This window comes from Nocardia sp. NPDC050408 (assembly GCF_044458905.1).
Classification (GTDB): Bacteria; Actinomycetota; Actinomycetes; order Mycobacteriales; family Mycobacteriaceae; genus Nocardia.
The window spans coordinates 576781-594957 of the sequence record NZ_JBITIL010000004.1; the positions used below are offsets into that span (position 1 = coordinate 576781).

The 18177-nt window shown below is 65.1% G+C and carries 17 protein-coding genes; 10 read left to right on the plus strand and 7 right to left on the minus strand.

The window, feature by feature from the left end; translation table 11 throughout:
- Positions 1-609, plus strand: coding sequence for a QsdR family transcriptional regulator (locus tag ACIBJI_RS15885; protein ID WP_364343561.1), 609 nt, complete (start codon positions 1-3; stop codon positions 607-609).
- On the opposite strand, the gene ACIBJI_RS15890 is transcribed toward ACIBJI_RS15885, so the two are convergent.
- Together ACIBJI_RS15890 and ACIBJI_RS15895 are read right to left on the minus strand one after the other, a co-directional pair.
- Positions 594-1586, minus strand: coding sequence for a 1-aminocyclopropane-1-carboxylate deaminase/D-cysteine desulfhydrase (locus tag ACIBJI_RS15890; protein ID WP_397084646.1), 993 nt, complete (start codon positions 1584-1586; stop codon positions 594-596). The genes ACIBJI_RS15885 and ACIBJI_RS15890 overlap by 16 nt on opposite strands.
- A gap of 323 nt (positions 1587-1909) precedes the next feature.
- A complete protein-coding gene (locus ACIBJI_RS15895) occupies positions 1910-3082 on the minus strand; it encodes a multiprotein-bridging factor 1 family protein (RefSeq protein ID WP_396955416.1) in 1173 nt (390 codons plus the stop codon).
- A gap of 244 nt (positions 3083-3326) precedes the next feature.
- Between ACIBJI_RS15895 and ACIBJI_RS15900 the strand changes: the two genes are divergently transcribed.
- The 3 genes from ACIBJI_RS15900 to ACIBJI_RS15910 are packed head-to-tail and all read left to right on the plus strand — an operon-like array spanning position 3327 to position 4317.
- Positions 3327-3653: a hypothetical protein gene (locus tag ACIBJI_RS15900; RefSeq protein WP_397084648.1), complete on the plus strand. Its 327-nt coding sequence runs from the start codon at positions 3327-3329 to the stop codon at positions 3651-3653.
- Positions 3650-3922, plus strand: coding sequence for a hypothetical protein (locus ACIBJI_RS15905; RefSeq protein ID WP_397084650.1), 273 nt, complete (start codon positions 3650-3652; stop codon positions 3920-3922). Before ACIBJI_RS15900 ends, ACIBJI_RS15905 begins: the two co-directional genes overlap by 4 nt.
- Complete coding sequence (locus ACIBJI_RS15910) at positions 3919-4317, plus strand: hypothetical protein (RefSeq protein WP_397084652.1); 399 nt, start codon at positions 3919-3921, stop codon at positions 4315-4317. Before ACIBJI_RS15905 ends, ACIBJI_RS15910 begins: the two co-directional genes overlap by 4 nt.
- A 71-nt stretch (positions 4318-4388) precedes the next feature.
- Here the strand turns inward: ACIBJI_RS15910 and ACIBJI_RS15915 are convergent, their stop codons facing one another.
- Positions 4389-7217, minus strand: coding sequence for an ATP-binding protein (locus tag ACIBJI_RS15915; protein ID WP_397084654.1), 2829 nt, complete (start codon positions 7215-7217; stop codon positions 4389-4391).
- Positions 7218-7329: 112 nt separating this feature from the next.
- Between ACIBJI_RS15915 and ACIBJI_RS15920 the strand changes: the two genes are divergently transcribed.
- Both ACIBJI_RS15920 and ACIBJI_RS15925 read left to right on the plus strand, forming a co-directional pair.
- The gene (locus tag ACIBJI_RS15920) at positions 7330-8487 is read left to right on the plus strand and encodes an epoxide hydrolase family protein (RefSeq protein ID WP_397084656.1); all 1158 of its coding nucleotides are present in this window, start codon (positions 7330-7332) and stop codon (positions 8485-8487) included.
- Positions 8488-8542: 55 nt separating this feature from the next.
- Positions 8543-9475 carry a MerR family transcriptional regulator gene (locus tag ACIBJI_RS15925; protein WP_396955419.1) on the plus strand — a complete coding sequence of 311 codons (933 nt, stop codon included), beginning with the start codon at positions 8543-8545 and terminating at the stop codon, positions 9473-9475.
- Between the two features lie 9 nt (positions 9476-9484).
- Here ACIBJI_RS15925 and cysC read toward each other — a convergent pair whose 3' ends face one another.
- The 3 genes from cysC to ACIBJI_RS15940 are packed head-to-tail and all read right to left on the minus strand — an operon-like array spanning position 9485 to position 13175.
- Positions 9485-11323: an adenylyl-sulfate kinase gene (gene cysC / locus ACIBJI_RS15930; protein WP_364343534.1), complete on the minus strand. Its 1839-nt coding sequence runs from the start codon at positions 11321-11323 to the stop codon at positions 9485-9487.
- A complete protein-coding gene (cysD, locus tag ACIBJI_RS15935; protein ID WP_396955421.1) occupies positions 11323-12255 on the minus strand; it encodes a sulfate adenylyltransferase subunit CysD in 933 nt (310 codons plus the stop codon). The genes cysC and cysD overlap by 1 nt, the downstream gene beginning before the upstream one ends.
- 32 nt (positions 12256-12287) lie before the next feature.
- Positions 12288-13175, minus strand: coding sequence for a helix-turn-helix domain-containing protein (locus tag ACIBJI_RS15940; RefSeq protein ID WP_397084659.1), 888 nt, complete (start codon positions 13173-13175; stop codon positions 12288-12290).
- 89 nt (positions 13176-13264) lie between these two features.
- Here ACIBJI_RS15940 and ACIBJI_RS15945 point away from each other — a divergent pair, with 89 nt between their 5' ends.
- Genes ACIBJI_RS15945 through ACIBJI_RS15955 form a run of 3 tightly spaced genes read left to right on the plus strand, consistent with a single transcriptional unit; the run spans position 13265 to position 16377 of the window.
- A complete protein-coding gene (locus tag ACIBJI_RS15945; RefSeq protein ID WP_396955423.1) occupies positions 13265-14428 on the plus strand; it encodes a hypothetical protein in 1164 nt (387 codons plus the stop codon).
- Complete coding sequence (locus tag ACIBJI_RS15950) at positions 14428-15204, plus strand: SDR family oxidoreductase (RefSeq protein WP_364343522.1); 777 nt, start codon at positions 14428-14430, stop codon at positions 15202-15204. Before ACIBJI_RS15945 ends, ACIBJI_RS15950 begins: the two co-directional genes overlap by 1 nt.
- 9 nt (positions 15205-15213) lie before the next feature.
- Positions 15214-16377 (plus strand): sulfotransferase, encoded by a 1164-nt coding sequence (locus tag ACIBJI_RS15955; protein ID WP_364343519.1) that lies wholly within the window; start codon positions 15214-15216, stop codon positions 16375-16377.
- A 47-nt stretch (positions 16378-16424) separates the two neighbouring features.
- Here the strand turns inward: ACIBJI_RS15955 and ACIBJI_RS15960 are convergent, their stop codons facing one another.
- Positions 16425-17096, minus strand: coding sequence for a PaaI family thioesterase (locus ACIBJI_RS15960; protein WP_364343516.1), 672 nt, complete (start codon positions 17094-17096; stop codon positions 16425-16427).
- A gap of 248 nt (positions 17097-17344) precedes the next feature.
- Between ACIBJI_RS15960 and ACIBJI_RS15965 the strand changes: the two genes are divergently transcribed.
- On the plus strand, positions 17345-17998 hold the full coding sequence (locus ACIBJI_RS15965; RefSeq protein ID WP_364343513.1) for an HAD family phosphatase: 654 nt from the start codon (positions 17345-17347) through the stop codon (positions 17996-17998).
- The last annotated feature ends 179 nt before the right edge of the window (positions 17999-18177 follow it).

Consider the following 18177-nt stretch of genomic DNA (forward strand, 5'->3'; position numbering starts at 1 on the left):
ATGACCACAACCACCGGTGCCGCCCGACCCGTCGGTCGTCCCGCCGCCGCCTCCCAGGCTCAGGTGCTCGCCGCGGCCAGCGCCCAGTTCCTGGCCTGTGAGCGGGTCGATGTGCAGGCGATCGCGGCCGAACTCGGATTGTCGCGCGCGACCATCTACCGCTGGTTCGGTTCGCGAGACGGACTGCTCGGCGCGGTCATGGTGTCGGAATTCGAGCGGATGGTCGTCGCGGCGCAGACGCGCGTCGACGGCACCGGCGCGCGGCGGGTACTCGCTCTGTTGGACCGGGCGGCGCAGTGGATGACGCGCAGCGAGGCATACCGGTATTTCATCGCGACCGAACAGGCCACCGCGGGCCGCATAATCACCACCAGCGATGGGCCGGTCCAGCCGAAGGTGGTCGGGGTGGTCGCCGAAATTCTGGATACCGCGATGGTGGAGGGCTACCAGAACCGGGTCGATACCCAGACCTTCGCCTATGCGCTGGTCCGGCTCATCGAGGCCTTCCTGTATCAGGATGCGGTGACCGGCCTTCGCGGCGATGTGGAGCGGTTGCGCGCGGTGCTGGCCGTCATTCTGGGACTGGACCCGGATCAGCGCGGCCCGTAGGTATCGAGGAACAGAACGGGTCCGTTGCCGAAGTCGCCACGGGTATCCATCGCCAGGAGTCCGGCCAAAGCCTTTGCAGTGTAGACGGTTTCCAATTCCAGCCCGTTGGTCGCGGCGAGCTTCTTCGCGGCAATGGCGACCGGGGTTTCATGGCCGTAGCCGGGACCGAGCCAGTCACGCACCATCGTCACGTCGTCCGGGCGCAGCTCGGGCGCGGTGAATTCCGTGCCGCGTGCGCGCAGCACCCTCGCGGCGCGGTTCGCCAGCTCGATAATGTGTCGATCGTCGAGGGGAAGCGAGTCGTTTACGACGACACCGACGACTCGCGTACGTAGCCCGGCAAGCCGTAGGCCGAGGGCCAAACCCGCTGCCGTGCCACCGGATCCGACGGCGGTCACCAGATGTGTCGGTTGCGGTAGTTCGCCCGCGGTGATCTGCGCCGCCAGTTCCAATGCGACCTCGACATAGCCGAGTGCGCCGATCGGCGACGATCCGCCTACTGGCAGCAGATACGGTGGGGTGCGCCCGTGCATATGCCGCAGCAGCAGCCACGGTGCGGCCAGGACGGTGCGCAACTTGCTGTGCGTGAAATATAGGGTGGCGCCGGAGTTTTCCAGTCGTCGCAGCTGCACGCGGACGTGGTCGTCCACGGGTTGGTCGACCAGCGCCAGCGCGGTGTCGATGCCGAACTCCCGCGCGTAGAGCGCCGTCGCCAGACCCCAGTTGGTTCCGGTGCCGCCGAAGGTGAGAATGGTGCGGGCACCGCGCCGTCGGGCCTCGGGCAATAGCCACTCCAGCTTGCGGATCTTATTGCCACCCCAGCCGCCGGACCCGTACCCGCTTTCGTCCTTGCACCACACAGTGCTGTTGGTGCCGAGGTCCAGCGGGCGGACCGGCGTCGGCGCGATACCGAGCCGGGCGAAGGGCAGTGTGCTGGCCAGTTCGGGGAAGCGCTGGTGGAGTAGGGATTCGGTCATAGTCCGACCATTATCGGGGTTCAGCTTTCTTTGGTGAGCAGTTGGTCCAGGCGGGCCGTGCAGGCCTGGGGCGGATCGCCCGTGCCGAGGTGGCTGGACATACGCAGCAGCGGAACGTAAAGCAGGACCGCGCAGGGGATTTCGTTGAAGCGCGGGTTGCGGACCGGACAGCAGTGCGGGCTTCGTAGTCGGCGATCGTTTCCTCGCGCATCGGTGTACCGGGCAGCAGTGCTTGCCGCGGCAGTTTATTGGGAGTTTCTAGCCGAAAGCTTGCTGGTACCCATCGCGGGTATCCAGGAGAGCGACAAACGAATTCCAGATCCTCAAACAGAGACGCCCAGCCAGCGCGCGAACTCTGCCGTGCTTCCTGTGCTGCGGCGCTCTGCGGCGGCGATTCCACCGAGTGTCTCTCGCACGCTCGGATGCAGCTTCGTCTGCTGGGGAGCCACCCTACGCGCAACGTTGAGTGCTTTGATCGCCTTATCCGGCTGTCCTGTCATCACCCAGGCGCGGGCGATGTCCTGCCACAAGTGGCCCGCGCGGGTCTTCGCGATCGACGGCGGAAGGATAAGGGCAGAACCCTCACGTGCCGCGCGTCCCGGGTCGCCCGCTTCGAGTTCGACACCGACCGAATGGATCTCGGTATTCGCCGGGCCGAACAGCGTCTCGTACGCGCGGGTCTCGAACCCCAACCGTGAACCGATCAGTCGCGCCTCGGCGATATGATCACGCGCCGTATCCAGCCGCAGCCCGCGAGCGGCGGCAACGGCACCCGCGAGGTGTGCCGCCCCCATAACCGAAAGCGCATCGTCACTGTCGCCTTGCGCCTCTACCAGCGCTTTGTCAACGAGCATCAACGCCAGGTCGGTGCTGTCTTGATAGACAAGCAACCGGGTACGCATCACCTTGCCGACGGCGACCGCGAGGCGGTCGCCAGAATGTGCTGCCGCCCAGTCATAGCGGTCGACCGCGGGAATAGTCAACGACATGAAGCCGAAGCGACGACACATCCGGTCGGCCGCATTGAATGCGTTGCACAGCAGGTCGTACACCTCGGGGCTTGGGTTGTCACGTAAAGCGCCATACGTCTGTCGGATCAACGCTGGCAGATTCGCCAGCGCGCGACGGCTCTTGCCCTTGCGGTCGTCGTCGTTGATCACCTTCATCGCTGCCTGCAACTCTGCGAGCGGCGGCGGCTCTACGGCGCGAACATATTCGCCTTCGCAGAGGATCGCGCGCAATTCGGCGATGCCCTCGAGCGGGCCATCTTCTTCGAGGGTGTCCCGGAATGGCGTGCCTCGCAGTACCTCCTGGTCGATGTCGCACACGCGAGCGACGGCAGCAATGAATCCCGGCGTCGGGATCTTCAGATCCTGCTCGACCTTGCGCACCATAGAGGGGCTGTAGTCAATAGCCCGAGCTAGCTGTAGCTGTGTCATTCCAGCAACGCGACGTTCGCGGGCGATTCGCTTGCCTATGCCGAGACCCATTGCCATGGCTCGAGTTCCTTGAAGTTGAAGGTTGCCCCCATGCCTCCATCAGGGTAGCGGCATCGCGGTGTCAACACCATTGACACTTCAGTGTCATGCGGTGGCACTTTGGTGATACTTCGACGGCGTCGAGGGGTGCGACCGTTCCAGTCAGCGCACGACGTCGACGCTGCGGCCCCGAGGTCACAGCGATTCGAGATCCGCGATGCGTGCGCACTAAACCGCACAATGCACCCGAGGGGACCACTCGATGCCCGCTGAACTCGTCACAGTCATGGTTGTCGCCGCCACGGTCGTGTTCTTCCTGTGGCTAGTCTTCTACGGCCTGCCCTACCTGCTCGGCTCCGGTGCCATTCCGGATGAGGCGGTCCCGGCTACTGACATCCTCGAGCGCGTCACCGGTGAAACCGCGCGTATTCACCCCGCACCGCCCAGCGGATGCACCGTCGAAGAAGCTGGCTACGTCCTGCAAGACCACCTCGAGTGCAGCCGCGACATCTGCGATGCCAAGAACACCGCCTACTGGATCCGCGCTGAAGCGGGGAAGCTCCAGCCAACCCGGGAAGCCGTCCGATGAGCGGCCTGATCGAATTCAGTGACGGCACTTTCGGTCTCGTCGGTGACGATGGATGGGTCGAGGAATTCGACGCCATCGAGATGCCTGCCGCCGGATTGGAAACCACTCCCGCGTTAGAAGCGGCGTTCATCGACGTCGACGCCACGACTGTCGTCGATACCGAACTGCCGCAGCGGATCCCGTTCGTTGGGCCGCCAGCTCCGGTGGATCTGCCGGTCGAACTACTCGAGCGCATCGCAGACGCTGCCCGGGAGTGGGCCGATCAGTGAGGATTCCCGCCAGCCGGATGCCGACGGCAGCCGCGTACCGGCCGGACTCACGCGACGCCGGGATCCGTCGCTACTTCGGTCTGGTCCAGTTCGCGTTGATCGTTGGCGTGCCCGCGTCGAGGCTGTGCTCTTGGCGGCACGGCACCCACATCTGGGTGCCCTCACCCGACATTCAAGTCGGCGACCAGCCGGGCTGGTCGATGGCCTGCATCGACGGATGGGTTCCCGGCGGCGACCCGTTCCTGCGGCCGCCAGTTGTGCAATTCGCAGACACCGCCGCCATCAGAGCCCGCTACCACGGGATGCCCGCCTCCACGTTGTGGGCGTGCATCGGCGACGGCACTATCCCCCGGCCGGTCGTGTGGGTCGACAACCGACCGGGCTGGCTGTTGTGACGTGTGCCCGTCACAACTCCCGTCCCCGGCCGTGCGTGGCCGGGGACGGTTCTGATCTCTCCCGTGCTGCTTCAGTCAGGCACGATGAGACCGTGTTTGCGGGCAACGGCGGCAGCTTCGGTTCGCGTCGCGGCACCGAGTTTGGTGAGGATGCGCGATACGTGCACGCCCGCGGTATTGCCGCTGATGAACAGCTCGGCTGCGATCTGGCGATTGCTCAACCCTTGTGCGACCAAACGTAATACGTCGATCTCGCGTGGTGTCAGGCCGAAGGTGCGCGGCGGTTCGTTCGCCGGTTCCGGCCGGGCTACCTGGAGCACCACCCTGGCGCGCTCGGCCACCTGCTCAACCGCGTTGGTCAATGGTGCCGCCCCCAAATCCGCCGCGAGTTCGGCGGCTTCGCGCAGGGGTTCTCGGGCGGCGGCGCGATTGCCGACCGCCAGTTCGGCTTCGGCGGCGCTGAGCAGGCTGCGAGCCAGGTCGTAGCGTTGATCGATGGCGCGCCATGCGGATACCGCCTGGTGCCAGGCGGCCGGATCGCTGTTTCTGCTGGCGGTGACGACAGCATGGTAGGCCGTATCGACCGCGGTGGTCACCGGCAACCGGTCGGCGGTGGACGCGAGTTCCGTTGGCGCGTTCGTGATCCGGGCCGCGGTCGCGAGCAATTGCCATGCCTCGTGGTGGTGGGTGGCGAGGTCATCGGCCGCCAGCGTCTCGGCGACGATCTCACCGGCATGTGGGAATTGTCCTTCCGCGATCGCGATTTCGGTTCGCACCGTGCGCAATTGGAGCTGGTACTGGCGCGCCCACGGTCCGTCGCTCAAGAGTGTCGCTGCGGTGTCGGCACTGCTGATTGCCGCGGCCGAAGAGCCCTGCGCCAGCACGATTCTCGCGTGACAGAGCAGCAGCGCGGCCGTGCTGAGTGGCGGTAGCTGCTCGGTTAGCGATTCGTCGATGAGGCCCAGCGCCTCCGGCCAGCGTCCGAGTCCGGCCAACGCCTGAGCCCATTTCACCAGCAGGATGGGTGCGGCATCGGCGAAACGAAAGGTTTCATGGGCGGCCCGCAAACCCTGTTCGATTGCCTCGATGGCTGCCTGGTATTCGCCCGCCGCGACCAGCGCCGCCGACTCCCACAGCACCACAGTCAACAATGTCTGCGAATCGTTCGCCGCAGCATGCGCCTGCTCGAAATACGCGACGGCGGAGCCATTTCCGGCGGCCGCTGCGAGCCCCTGGTAGGCATAGCCGCGTGCGGCGAGCGCCGGCGTGCCGGTCTGCTCGGCGACCTCCACCGCGGCGCGGGCATCGCGCGCGGCCCCGACGGCGTCACCGTTGAAGACACGAGATGCGGCGAGCGTTGCGAGCACCTCACCACGCAGCACACTCGGCGGATGCGCGGGCAATAACTCCAATGCCCGGGTGAGATCATCGACGGAACCGCCGCTGCTCTGATTCTCCAGGCCCGCACGGTAGTAGTACAGGCGTGCAGCCCGCTCCGGTGCTTCCGAGTCATCCAGCAGTTTCAGCGCCTCATCGGCAGCCGCCACGCCGCGTTCGACGATGCCACCGTGAAAGCATGCCTCGACAATGCGTTCCAACACGATGAGCCGATCGGCCTCGACCAGCGTCGCCGCATCGGGCACGCGGTCCCACAGCTCCACTACGCGGTCCAGCTGGCGCACGCGTTCGCTTTGTGCCCCTTCGGATTCTGTTGCGGCACACCAGGATGCCACGAGTGCGTGTGGCAGATCGCCCGCAGCGTACGCGTGATAGGCCAGCTCACCCTGCCGCTGGTCACCGGCCTGCAGCGCCTCTTCTGCGAGCAGTACCTGAGAAAGCCTGGTGTGCAAGCGCTTTCGCTCGACCGGCAGCATATCGTCATAGACGGCATCGCGAATCAGACTGTGCCGGAACTCGTAGCCGCTATCAGTGGCGAGCAGCAACCGGTGGTCGGTGAGCTGGCGCAGTGCTAGATGCAGCGCGTCTTCGGACAGGTCTGTCGCGGATTCCAGTAACCCGGCCCGCACCGGCGAACCCGTGGTGGCGGCGAGTCGCAGGAGCGCCTTGGCATCCTCGGTCAGCCCGGCCTGATAGCCCAGCAGCAGGTCGGACAGGTCCGTCGGTACGCGGTCGGGATCCTCCTGCAGCGCTCGCCCCAGCGCCTCGACGAAGAGCGGAATTCCCTTGCTGCGCTGGAAGACTCGGGTGACAACCCCGGGTTCGGGTTCGCGGTTGAGCACCGCGGCGAGTTGACGCCCGACCTCGTGTTTGGTCAGCGGCTCCGGATTCAGTACGCGCACACCGGGATCACGGCGCAGCCCGGTGACGAGTCGACGCAGCGGCTCTGAATCGGTAGGCCGGTAGGTGCCGATCAGGAGCAGATCGCGCTGGGTGAGATTCGCGATGAGGAAGGCCAGCAGTTCGCGGCTCGAATCATCGGCCCAGTGCAGATCCTCCAGGACGAGCACCACCGGCTGCGAGATCGCCAGTTGCTCGAATACCGTGAGGATCTCGCCGAACAACCGGATCCGATCCGATTCGGGCTCGGCCGCGCCGGTGCGCATCGCAAGCTCGGGCAGCCAGCGTGAGAGCGCGGGGCGAGCGACTGGAAGTAGTGCGGTCAGCTCGTCGACGCCGATCCGCCGCACCAGAGCGCGCATGATCGTGACGAACGGCGCGAACGGCACTCCGCTCGCGCCGAACTCCGGACACCGGCCGGTCAGTACCAGCACATCCGAGCCGAGCCGCGAGGTGAATTCGCTGACCAGCCGCGACTTGCCGAGACCGGGCTCACCGGCGATCAGCACGGTATGCACCAACTCGTCCTGGTACGCACTCTGGAGCGCGGAGACCTCTGCTGCTCGCCCGACGAAGGCACCGCGGTCGGGAACGCTCAACACCACGCGATCATGCCCGGATCAAGAGCTCGGTGCCAACGTAAAGAGCCGTGGACCCGAAGATAACGAATTCTCGTGATTCGTCGGCACCCCCGTTACCAGCAGAGTCGATCACATGACGAACAACGAAATCCGCCCCTTCCGCATCGAGATCCCCCAGACCGATATCGACGATCTGCGCGAGCGGCTGACCCGCACCCGCTGGATCGACGACCTGCCCGGCACCGGCTGGGAGCGCGGCGTGCCCACCGCCTATCTGCGCGAGCTCGCCGGTTACTGGGCCGAGAAGTTCGACTGGCGCACGACCGAGGCGGAGCTCAACGAATACCCGCAGTTCAGCACCACTATTGACGGGCAGGATGTGCACTTCCTGCACGTGCGGTCCGCCGAAGCCGATGCCACCCCGCTGCTGTTGCTGCACGGCTGGCCCAGCTCGGTGATCGATTTTCTGGATCTGATCGGCCCGCTGACCGATCCGAAGGCGCACGGTCACGCCGACGTGCCCGCCTTCCACTTGGTCATTGCGTCGCTGCCGGGCCATGGCTTCTCCGGTCCGATCACCGAGGCGGGCTGGCATGACGGCCGGGTCGCGGCGGCCCTGGCGGAACTGATGGCTCGCCTCGGCTACGACCGGTACGGGGTGCACGGTGGCGACCACGGCGCGTTTCTGGCCCCGCGGCTGGCCCGCCTCGATGGCGCGCATGTGCTCGGCGTGCACGTCAATGCGCTGGTCACCTTCCCGACCGGCGATCCGGCCGATATGGCCGCGCTCACCGAGGCCGAGCAGCAGCGGCTGGCACGCATGCAGAGCTTCCAGAAGGACGGCTCGGCCTATATGAATCTCAATGGTTCGCGCCCGAACACCATCGCGCAGTTGTTGGCCGATTCCCCGGCCGGGCAGCTCGGCTGGATCGTCGAGAAGTACAAGGAGTGGATCGACCAGTCGCACGATCTGCCGGAACAGGGCATCGACCGGGATCGCATGCTGGCGAATGTGAGCATCTACTGGTTCACTGATACCGCGCGCAGCGTGGCCAACTTCTACTACGAGCGGTTCCACGATGCCGCGATGTTCGCGCCCACGCCGAAGGGCACGGTGCCCACCGGTGTCGCGGTCTTCAAGGACGGCGACTACGCGATCCGCCGCTTCGCGGAGAAGGCGCACAACATCACCCACTGGTCGGAGTTCTACTCCGGTGGCCATTTCCCGGCACTCGAGGTTCCCGACCTGCTGATCGGCGATATCCGCGAGTTCTTCCGCACCATCGGCTGAGGCCACCGACCGGGGAATTTGCGTCTCCACCAAGGGGAGACAGGAGGGTAGAGGTATGGACGGCGACACGCTTTATCCGATCGGCACGATGGCCGAACGGACCGGTCTCTCGGTCAAGACCATTCGGTTCTACGCCGACACCGGTGTCGTGCCGCCGACCACCCACAGCCCCGCCGGTTACCGGCTCTACGACGACGATGCGCTCGCCCGCCTGCAACTGGTGCGCACCCTGCGTGAACTCGGGATCGATCTGCACGCCATCCGACAGGTGCTCGACCGCAAACTGACGGTGCCCGAGGTCGCGGCCGCCCATGCCGACGCGCTGGAATTCCAGATCAGCACACTCCGAGTGCGACGCACGGTGTTACGAGCGATAGCCGAGCGGGGCTCGACCCCTGAGGAGATGGAACTCATGCACAAGCTCGTCGAACTCTCAGACGCCGAAAAGCGCCGCCTCATTACCGAATTCGTCGAAGACACCTTCGGTGGTACCGATGCGAACCCGGAATTCGTCGACCTCATCCGCTCGACAATGCCGGAACTGCCCGACGACCCGGCACCCGCCCAGGTGCGGGCCTGGGTGGAACTCGCCGAACTCACCCGAGATCCGGATTTCCGCGCATCGGTGCGCCGCATGGCTGAATATCAGGCCGCACAGCGCGCCGAAGGCGACACCACCGGCCTGCACCACGAGCTGACCGAACTCGTGCGCGAACGAGTCGGTCAGGCGCTCGCGGCGGGCACAGCGCCGTCGTCGGTTGCGGCCCAGCTCATTGTCGATGAGCTGACCGCCGCATATGCGACGACATTCGGCCGCCCAGATGACGCCGAGCTACGGAACTGGCTGCTGCTCCGCCTCGACGTCGCGGGAGACCCACGCGCCGAACGCTACTGGCAACTCCTCTCGATCATCAATGGCTGGCCCGTCCCGCCGACACTTGGTCCGGTGTTCGAATGGTTCGGTGCCGCGCTGCGGGCGAATCCCTGACCGGGTGCATCATTCGAGATCCGCCAGCTTGGCGAGGATGGCCGCGGCCATGGCCGCCGGATCGCCGTCCTCGGGACGCAGCACCAGTTCGGCTCGGGTGGGTGCCTCGTAGGGATCGTCGATGCCGGTGAAGCCGCGGATCTCACCGGCCCGGGCCTTGGCGTACATGCCCTTGGGGTCGCGGGCCTCGCAGATCTCCAGTGGTGTATCCACGAAGATTTCGACGAACGGGATGCCCGCGGTATCGTGCACGGCCCGTACCTTATTGCGATCGGCGGCGTAGGGACTGATCAGGGAAACCACCGCGACCACACCGGCTTCGGCGAACAGTCGCGCCACTTCGCCCACGCGGCGGATGTTCTCGACGCGATCAGCCGCGCCGAAGCCGAGGTCGGCATTGAGGCCGTGCCGCAGATTGTCACCGTCGAGCAGGAAGGCCGGACGGCCCGCCGCGACCAGGCGACGTTCCAGTTCCACTGCGACGGAGGACTTTCCGGAGCCGGACAGGCCGGTCAACCAGACCGTCAGCCCTGCTGTCGGGCGCTCGTCGCGGCCGACAGCGGTGGCATGCCAGACGACACGAGAGGAGGGCAAGGTCGGCCCGGTGATCATGCCCGCGGCGACGGTGTTGTTGGTGGTGTCGTCGACGAGGATGAAGCTGCCAGTGATGCGGTTGCGGCGGTACGGATCGAACAGCAGCGGCTGGCGTGTGCGCAGCTGAATGCGTCCGATTTCGTTGAGCGACAACGAATTCGCGCTCTCATCGCGATGCAGGGTATTGACGTCGAGCCGGTAGTCCAGGCTGCGCACCTCGGCGGTCGCGGTGCGGGTGGTGTGCCGGATGGTGTAGGTGGCACCGGGGGTGAGATCGGAGTCCTCGGCGAACCAGCACACCATCGCGTCCAGATCGCGTCCGACATGGGGCCGGTTCGCGGGGCGGCAGATCAGATCGCCACGGGAGACGTCGAGTTGGTCGGTGAGTTGGATGGTAACGGCCTGCGGCGGAAAGGCTTCGGTGATCGGTGTTCCGCCTGGACCCCAGATCGCCTCGACCGTTGTGGTGAATCCGGAAGGCAGCACCGCGACTTCGTCACCCGGCTTGAAGACACCACCCGACACAGTGCCTGCATACCCCCGGAAATCCTCTGCGTGCCTGCGGGTTACATACTGCACCGGGAACCGCGCGTCGATGAGATTACGGTCGGAGGCGATATGCACCTCCTCGAGGTGGTGCAGTAGCGGCGAGCCCTCGTACCAGGGCATGCTCGCACCGCGATGCACGATATTGTCCCCGTGCAGTGCCGACATCGGGATGAAGCTCAGATCGGCGACCTCGAGTTTCGTCGCGAAGCTGGCGAATTCCTCGCGGATTTCCTCGAACCGGTCCTGCGACCAGCCGGCCAGATCCATTTTGTTCACGCACACCACCAGGTGCGGGATGCCGAGCAGACTGGCCAGGAAGGCATGCCGCCGAGTCTGTTCCACAATGCCCTTGCGCGCGTCCACCAGGATCAGCGCGAGATCGGCGGTGGAGGCGCCGGTGACCATATTGCGGGTGTACTGGATGTGGCCGGGTGTGTCGGCGATGATGAATTTGCGCCGGGGCGTGGCGAAGTAGCGGTGCGCAACGTCGATGGTGATGCCCTGTTCGCGTTCGGCGCGCAGGCCATCGGTGAGCAACGCCAGATCCGGATAGTCGTCACCGCGCGCCTTACTGGTCCGCTCTACCGCGGCGAGCTGATCGGTGAAGATCGTCTTGGAGTCGAACAGCAGACGGCCGATCAGCGTCGACTTACCGTCATCGACGCTGCCCGCGGTGGCCAGGCGCAGCAGGGTGGTGGTCGTCATCAGAAATACCCTTCCCGTTTGCGGTCTTCCATGCCTGCCTCGGAAATACGGTCATCGGCGCGGGTGGCGCCGCGCTCGGTGACTCGGGTGGCGGCGACTTCGGTGACCACATCCGCGGGGTTCGCCGCGGTCGATTCGACACATCCGGTGCAGGTCGCATCGCCGACCGTCCGGAATCGCACCGTGCTCTCATACGGCTGCTCACCGTCGAGCAAGGTGAGAAATCGCGTGTGCGCCAATAACATTCCGTCGCGTTGGACGACCTTTCGGCGGTGCGCGTAGTAGAGCGGCGGCAGCTCGATGGCTTCGGCGGCGATGTAATGCCAGATATCGAGTTCGGTCCAATTGGACAGCGGGAACACCCGGATGTGTTCGCCCTTGCTGTGGCGACCGTTGTAGAGATTCCACAGTTCCGGTCGCTGATTGCGCGGATCCCACTGCCCGTATTCGTCGCGGAAGCTGAATACGCGCTCCTTGGCGCGCGCCTTCTCCTCGTCGCGGCGCGCGCCGCCGAATACCGCGTCATATCCGCCCTCGCGGATCGAGCGCAGCAACGTGGCTGTCTGCAAACGGTTTCGGGAGGCGCGCGGTCCGGTCTCCTCCTTTACCCGGCCTGCGTCTATATCGTCCTGCACACTCGCGACCACGAGTCGCAGACCGAGCCGCTCGACGGTGCGGTCGCGGTATTCGATGACCTCGTCGAAATTGTGTCCGGTATCGATATGCAGCACCGGGAACGGCAGCGGCGCCGGCCAGAAGGCCTTGGCCGCGAGGTGCAGCATGACCACCGAATCCTTGCCGCCGGAGAACAGCAGCACCGGCCGTTCGAAGGTCGCGGCGACTTCCCGGAATATATGTGCCGACTCGGCCTCGAGCGCGTCCAGATGTGGCAACTCGTAGGTGCTCGCCGTCGACTTCGCGTACTGGCTCACGCCCCAAAACTAGAACACGTTTCGGTCATTGGTCAATGGGTTGAATCCGGCTTGTGACCCCCGGATTCGGCGGTCACCCGATCCGCGGCGGCCACGAGCGCCGTTCCGCGACGATCGATCTCGGCGCCGGTGATGGAAGCTCCGACATACATCGTCAGCACCATGTTCTGCCTGCCGTCGCCGCCGTAGGTGGGTGCCGCGAGGAGGCTGACCGGATGTTCCTTGCGCGGGCGCAGATCAGTGCCGAGATAGACCCGCTCCCCGAGGCTGGTCACCAATTCGCCGACGAGTTCGCGCACCTCATTGGGCAGATCGCTGGCCGCGACCCCGGCCAGCAAAGCGTACAGTCGCCGACCCGCCGCGGTCAGGCTTTCGACCAGGTAGCCGCGCTCGCGGCACTCCGCCACGATCCGGCGTAGCCGGGCCTCGTCCTGGCGTAGCGGCACCGTCGGCGGCTTGTGCAACCAGGCATCGAATGCCGCGTCGGTATCCCAGAGCACGTACATCAGACCGACCGGCGGTGCGAAATGGTAGGCCGCACCCACCTTGACCAGGCCAGGACCGGTGCTCTCCAGCACCATGATCTGCTCGCCGACCACGGCCGATGCGGTACAGGTGGTGCGGTAGAGCGCGGTGAGTTTCTCCAGTTCGCCGCGCGCGATGGAGGCGATGGCGAAGCTGTCCTGTGCGACCCGGCCCGCGGCGATAAGCGCAGGTCCGAGGCCGTAGGACCGGGTGCTCGGGTCGCGCATGAGATAGCCGCCCGCGGTCAGTTCGGTGAGGATGCCCAGGCAGGTCGGTTTGGCCAGGTCGAGTTCGCGGGCCAGTTCGGAGAGTCCGAAGCGTTTGCCGCGCCGCTCGACGAAGAAATCCAGCACTTGAACCACCCGTGCGGTCGGGGCGGATCTGCGGGCAACCATGGACAACTCCTAGAACAGGTTCTAATCTTGCTCATATCGAAATGTACCAGAGTGGTACATATTTGGAACAGCTACTTCGGAGAAGCCTCTTGCTGACACAGCCGTTCGCGGAAGCCATCGCCGCCGCCGAGGAAATCATCACCGGCGCACCGCATATTCGGACCGAACAGGACCTCGTCGAGGGCTACGACTACCTCGCGGGCAGTATTCGCGCCTCCATCCAGATGGCGTGGGCCTTCGAGCGGGACTTTCCGTTCTTCGTCATGTCCACCGGGCCGTATACGAAGATGGGTCTGGACAACCCGGACACCCTCTACTTCCATTCATATCTGCGTCCCGACGCCGAGTATGTGGTGACCGGGACGCGCGGCACCACCCGCGACCTCAGCTTCCAGGTGCTCAACGGCAACTACTCGCCGGTGGACGTCCCCGACAGCGAGACCGCCTTCGATGCTCGCGCCCTCGATATCGCGGCCGACGGCTCCTATCAGCTCCGTCTCGGGCCAGGCGAGGCGCGCCGCGGCTATGTCCATCTCGCGCCCGACTCCGCCATGCTCGTGGTTCGCGAGGTATACAGCGACTGGGCCATCGAGCAGGCGGGCACGATTCGCATTCAGCGGGTGGACACAATCGGCGACGCACCGCCGCCGCTGACCAGGGATCTGATGAGCAAGCGCTATGACATCGCGGGGAAAATGCTGGTCTCGCGGCTCAATACCTTCCTGGCGTTCCCGAAGTGGTTCTATCTCAACCTGCCGGTCAACACGATGACCGAACCGCGCTCCACCCCGGGCGGGCTCACCACCCAGTTCTCCTCCGTCGGCCATTACGAACTCGACGACGATCAAGCGATGATCCTCACGGTGCCGAAATCGGATGCGCCTTACCAGGGTTTCCAACTCGGCAGCATGTGGTACCTGTCGCTCGACTACATCAACCACCAGACCAGCCTCACCGCCGACCAGGCGCGCGTGGATCCGGACGGGATGATCCGGCTCGTGATCAGCGAGCGAGATCCGGGACTGACCAACTGGATCGAGCGCACCGGCCATGCGCGCGGGTACCTGCAGTTCCGCTGGCAACAGCTGTCGCGGGATCTGAAGCCCGAGGACGGGCCGACGGTGGAGGTGGTATCAGTCGCCGAATTGCCCGAGCGGCTGCCGTACTACCAGGAAGCTCGGATCACACCCGAGGATTGGAAGGCGCGGATCGCGGCGCGTCAGGTTGCCGTGGCGGAAAGGATGCTCGGCTGATGTTGTTGCAGGACAAGGTAGTTGTCGTCTCCGGCGTCGGCCCGGGGCTCGGCCGGGCCATCGCGGTGCAGAGTGCGCGCGCTGGAGCGGATGTAGTGCTGGCCTCGCGGACCGAATCGCGGCTGACCGAGGTGGCCAAGGAGATCACCGAACTCGGTAGGCGCGCGGTGGTGGTGCCGACCGATATCAATGATGAAGCGGCCGTGACGAATCTGGTCGAGACGGCACAAAGTGCCTTCGGCCATGTCGACACCCTGGTGAACAATGCCTTCGCGATTCCGCCGATCACCGATCTGGCCGATGTCGATCTCGATGATGTGCGCGCCGGTTTCGAGACGAATGTGCTTGCCGCACTGCGCTTGACGCGTCTGTTCGTGCCCGCGCTCACCGAGTCGAAGGGTTCGGTGATCATGATCAATTCGGCGGTGCTGCGGCATTCGCGGCGCACCTTCGGGCCGTACAAGATGGCCAAGGCGAGTCTGCTCGCGCTGGCTCAGAGCCTGGCCACCGAGCTCGGGCCGAAGGGCATTCGGGTGAATACCATTGCGCCCGGCTACATCTGGGCCGACAACTTGAAGTGGTACTTCAACTATCAGGCCAAGCAGCGCGGGATCACCCCCGAAGAGGTGTATGCCGAAACGGCCGAGACGATCGATCTGCGCAAGCTGCCCGAGCCCGATGAGATCGCTGACGCCGTCGTCTTTTTCGCCTCGTCGCTGGCGCGGGCGATCACCGGCGCCTGCCTGGATGTCAATGGCGGCGAATACCACCACTAGGAGATGACTGTGATCGGCAGAGACGACGTCGGCACCATCGACGATCTGCACGCCTCGGCGACCAAGGTCGTCGGATTGAGCGATTTCGGCGACGACGGCTACCGCGAGGGGCTGGCAGTGCTGCTCGAGTCCTATGCCAAGGAGGCTGAGCTGACGCCCTTCGGGAATAAGGTCAATCGGGCCTTCCTGCGAGGTGCGCTGATCGCTCGGCTGCTGAGTGAGGCGGCGTGGCAACGCTTTCCGGAACATGCCGAGGTCGCGATCGAGCGCCCGATCTTCGTGACCGGACTGCCGCGTTCGGGTACCACGGCGGTGCATCGGCTGCTCAACGCGGATCCGGCGCATCAGGGCCTGGAAATGTGGCTGACCGAGATGCCGCAACCGCGGCCACCGCGCGAGACCTGGGCGGACAATCCGGTGTATCAGCGGATCGAGGCGGCATTCGAACAGCACCATGTGGAACATCCGGAATTCATGGGCGTGCACCATATTTCGGCGGACCAGGTGGAGGAGTGCTGGCAGCTGCTGCGGCAGTCGTTGATGTCGGTATCCTACGAATGCCTCGGCTATGTGCCCGGATATTCCGAATGGTTGCGCGAACAGGATTGGACCGATGCCTATCGCAGGCATCGGCGCAACCTGCAGTTGATCGGGATGCCCGATGCCGACCGGCGCTGGGTTTTGAAGAACCCGAGTCATTTGTTCGCGCTGGACGCGATCTTCGAGGTATATCCGGATGCGCTGGTGATCCAGATGCACCGGGATCCACGCACCATCATCGCCTCGGTATGCAGTCTGAACGAGCAGGCCTCGGCCGGGTGGTCGGAGAAGTTCCGCGGTCCGGTCGTCGGTGCGGCGCAGTTGGATCTGTGGGCCAGGGGCGCGGATAAGTTCCTCGCGGACCGCAAGCGGCACAATCCCGCTCAATTCTGCGATGTGTACTACGACGATTTCATCGCGGACCCGATCGGCACCGTCGGATCGATCTACCGGCACTTCGATATCGATCTGAGCTCAGCGGCCGAAGCCGCGATGACGGCATTGCATGCGGAAAGCACCACCGGGGCGGCCCGTCCCGTGCACCGCTACACGCTGGAGGATTTCGGCCTCACCGCCGATCAGGTCGACGCGCGCTTCGCCGAATACCGCAACAAACATTTCCCGACGAGCTAGGACATGCGAGATCAGGTGGAATTTGCGATTTCACCTGATCTCGGTTCTCACTGCTGACCTGGTTTGAGCACGATGAACAGCCCCTTCGCCTCGGCGCAGAGGCGTTCGCCGTCGTGCAGGGTGGCCCGGACATAGACCTTTCGGCCCTCCTGCCGCTCGGTCCAAGCGTGCACCCGCAGTTCGGTGTCGAGGGGAGTGATGGAGCGGTAGTCGACGGTGAGCGACGCGGTGCGGGTCACCTGGCCCGCGTGCACCGCGGCGGCCATACCGAGCAGATCGTCGAAGCCGACCGCGACCTGTCCGCCGTGGGCGGCATTATTGCCGCCCAGGTGGAAGGTGCGAAAGGTGATGCGGGCTTCGATGCCGTCCTTGCCCGCCTTGTCGACGACGAACGGCGGCAGCGTGATGTTGCCGCGGGAGGGCAGGTCGACCCTGGTCCAGGTCGGCGCGGACCATTCGTCGACGATTGCCGTATCCAACTTGTCGTTGAGCTGTTTGAGGATGCCGATCGTCTCCAGCGCGAGCTCATCGGTCGGGCAGGCCAGCCTGGCCCGATCCATCAGACTGCGCACTTGCTCGACGAACGCACCATAGTGCGGCCCGCCGCGCGAAATATCGAGCTCGTCCAGCTGTGCATTGATCAGCTCCGACATCGGCCGGAACCCGCCCTCATGGTGTTCTTTGCTCGGCAGCGAGTTACCGACCTGCTCTTCGTTCATGTAGAACACGTTATCGGTTGCCGGTCGAATGCTCGTTCGGTGGGGCTGGAGCAGCGTCGCATCGGCCGTACGCCATGGCTGGTTGCGCGCGTCGACACGATGGCCGAATGCGGGGGCGGGGTGGGCTGGCCTAGTGTGGGTACTCGTTGTTCATCAGGTCTTCCGAAAACCCCCACCGCGGGGCGGGTCGATGGGTCGACCATCGGGTCGTCGCCGAACGGTGTCGCTGGCGAAAGGCTTTGTCCCGTATGCACATTGCGGCTGTTGTTTTTGATATGGACGGCGTTCTGATCGACTCCGAGCCAGTGTGGGAGCAGGTGCGCCGCGCGTACGTGGCGGAGAAGGGCGGGCGCTGGCTACCCGATACCCAGCAGCGCTTGATGGGGATGAGTACGGGGGAGTGGTCGGACTATCTCAGCGGTGAACTCGGTGTCGGTGCGACGCCGGATATCGTGGCCAATGACGTGATCGATCGGATGGCCGAGCACTACGAGAAGTCGGTGCCGCTGCTGCCGGGGGCAGTTGAGGCGGTGCAGCGCATCAGCGAACACTGGCCACTCGCGGTGGCCAGTTCGTCGCCGCGCAGTTTGATCGACACGGTGCTCGGCCGCACCGGGCTGATCGAATTCTTCGGCGTCACCTTCTCGACCGAAGAGGTCGATCGAGGTAAGCCCGCACCGGATGTGTACGTGGCGACGGCCGCCTTCATGCGGCACAAATCCACCGAATGTGCCGCCGTCGAGGATTCGAGCAATGGACTGCGCTCGGCACATGCCGCGGGGATGCGTGTTATCGCCGTGCCGCGCCCGGAATATCCGCCTGCGCCGGACGCCCTTGCCCTGGCCGCCGAGGTGATCGACACCCTCGACAAACTCACCCCCGAAATCGTCGCCGGAGGGTGAGACCGACTCGCCGATCATCCAGACCACCGAGGTCTTCCAGTGCGGACGCATGCGCCCCCGTGTCGGCGATCGGGTTCGATTCCGGTGCGATTCGGAGCCGAAAACCATCGCCACAGCGCCCGCAGAACCGCTTGGTTATCGAGTTCATCGACACCCGCCGGTAGACGCGACCTCGCGGT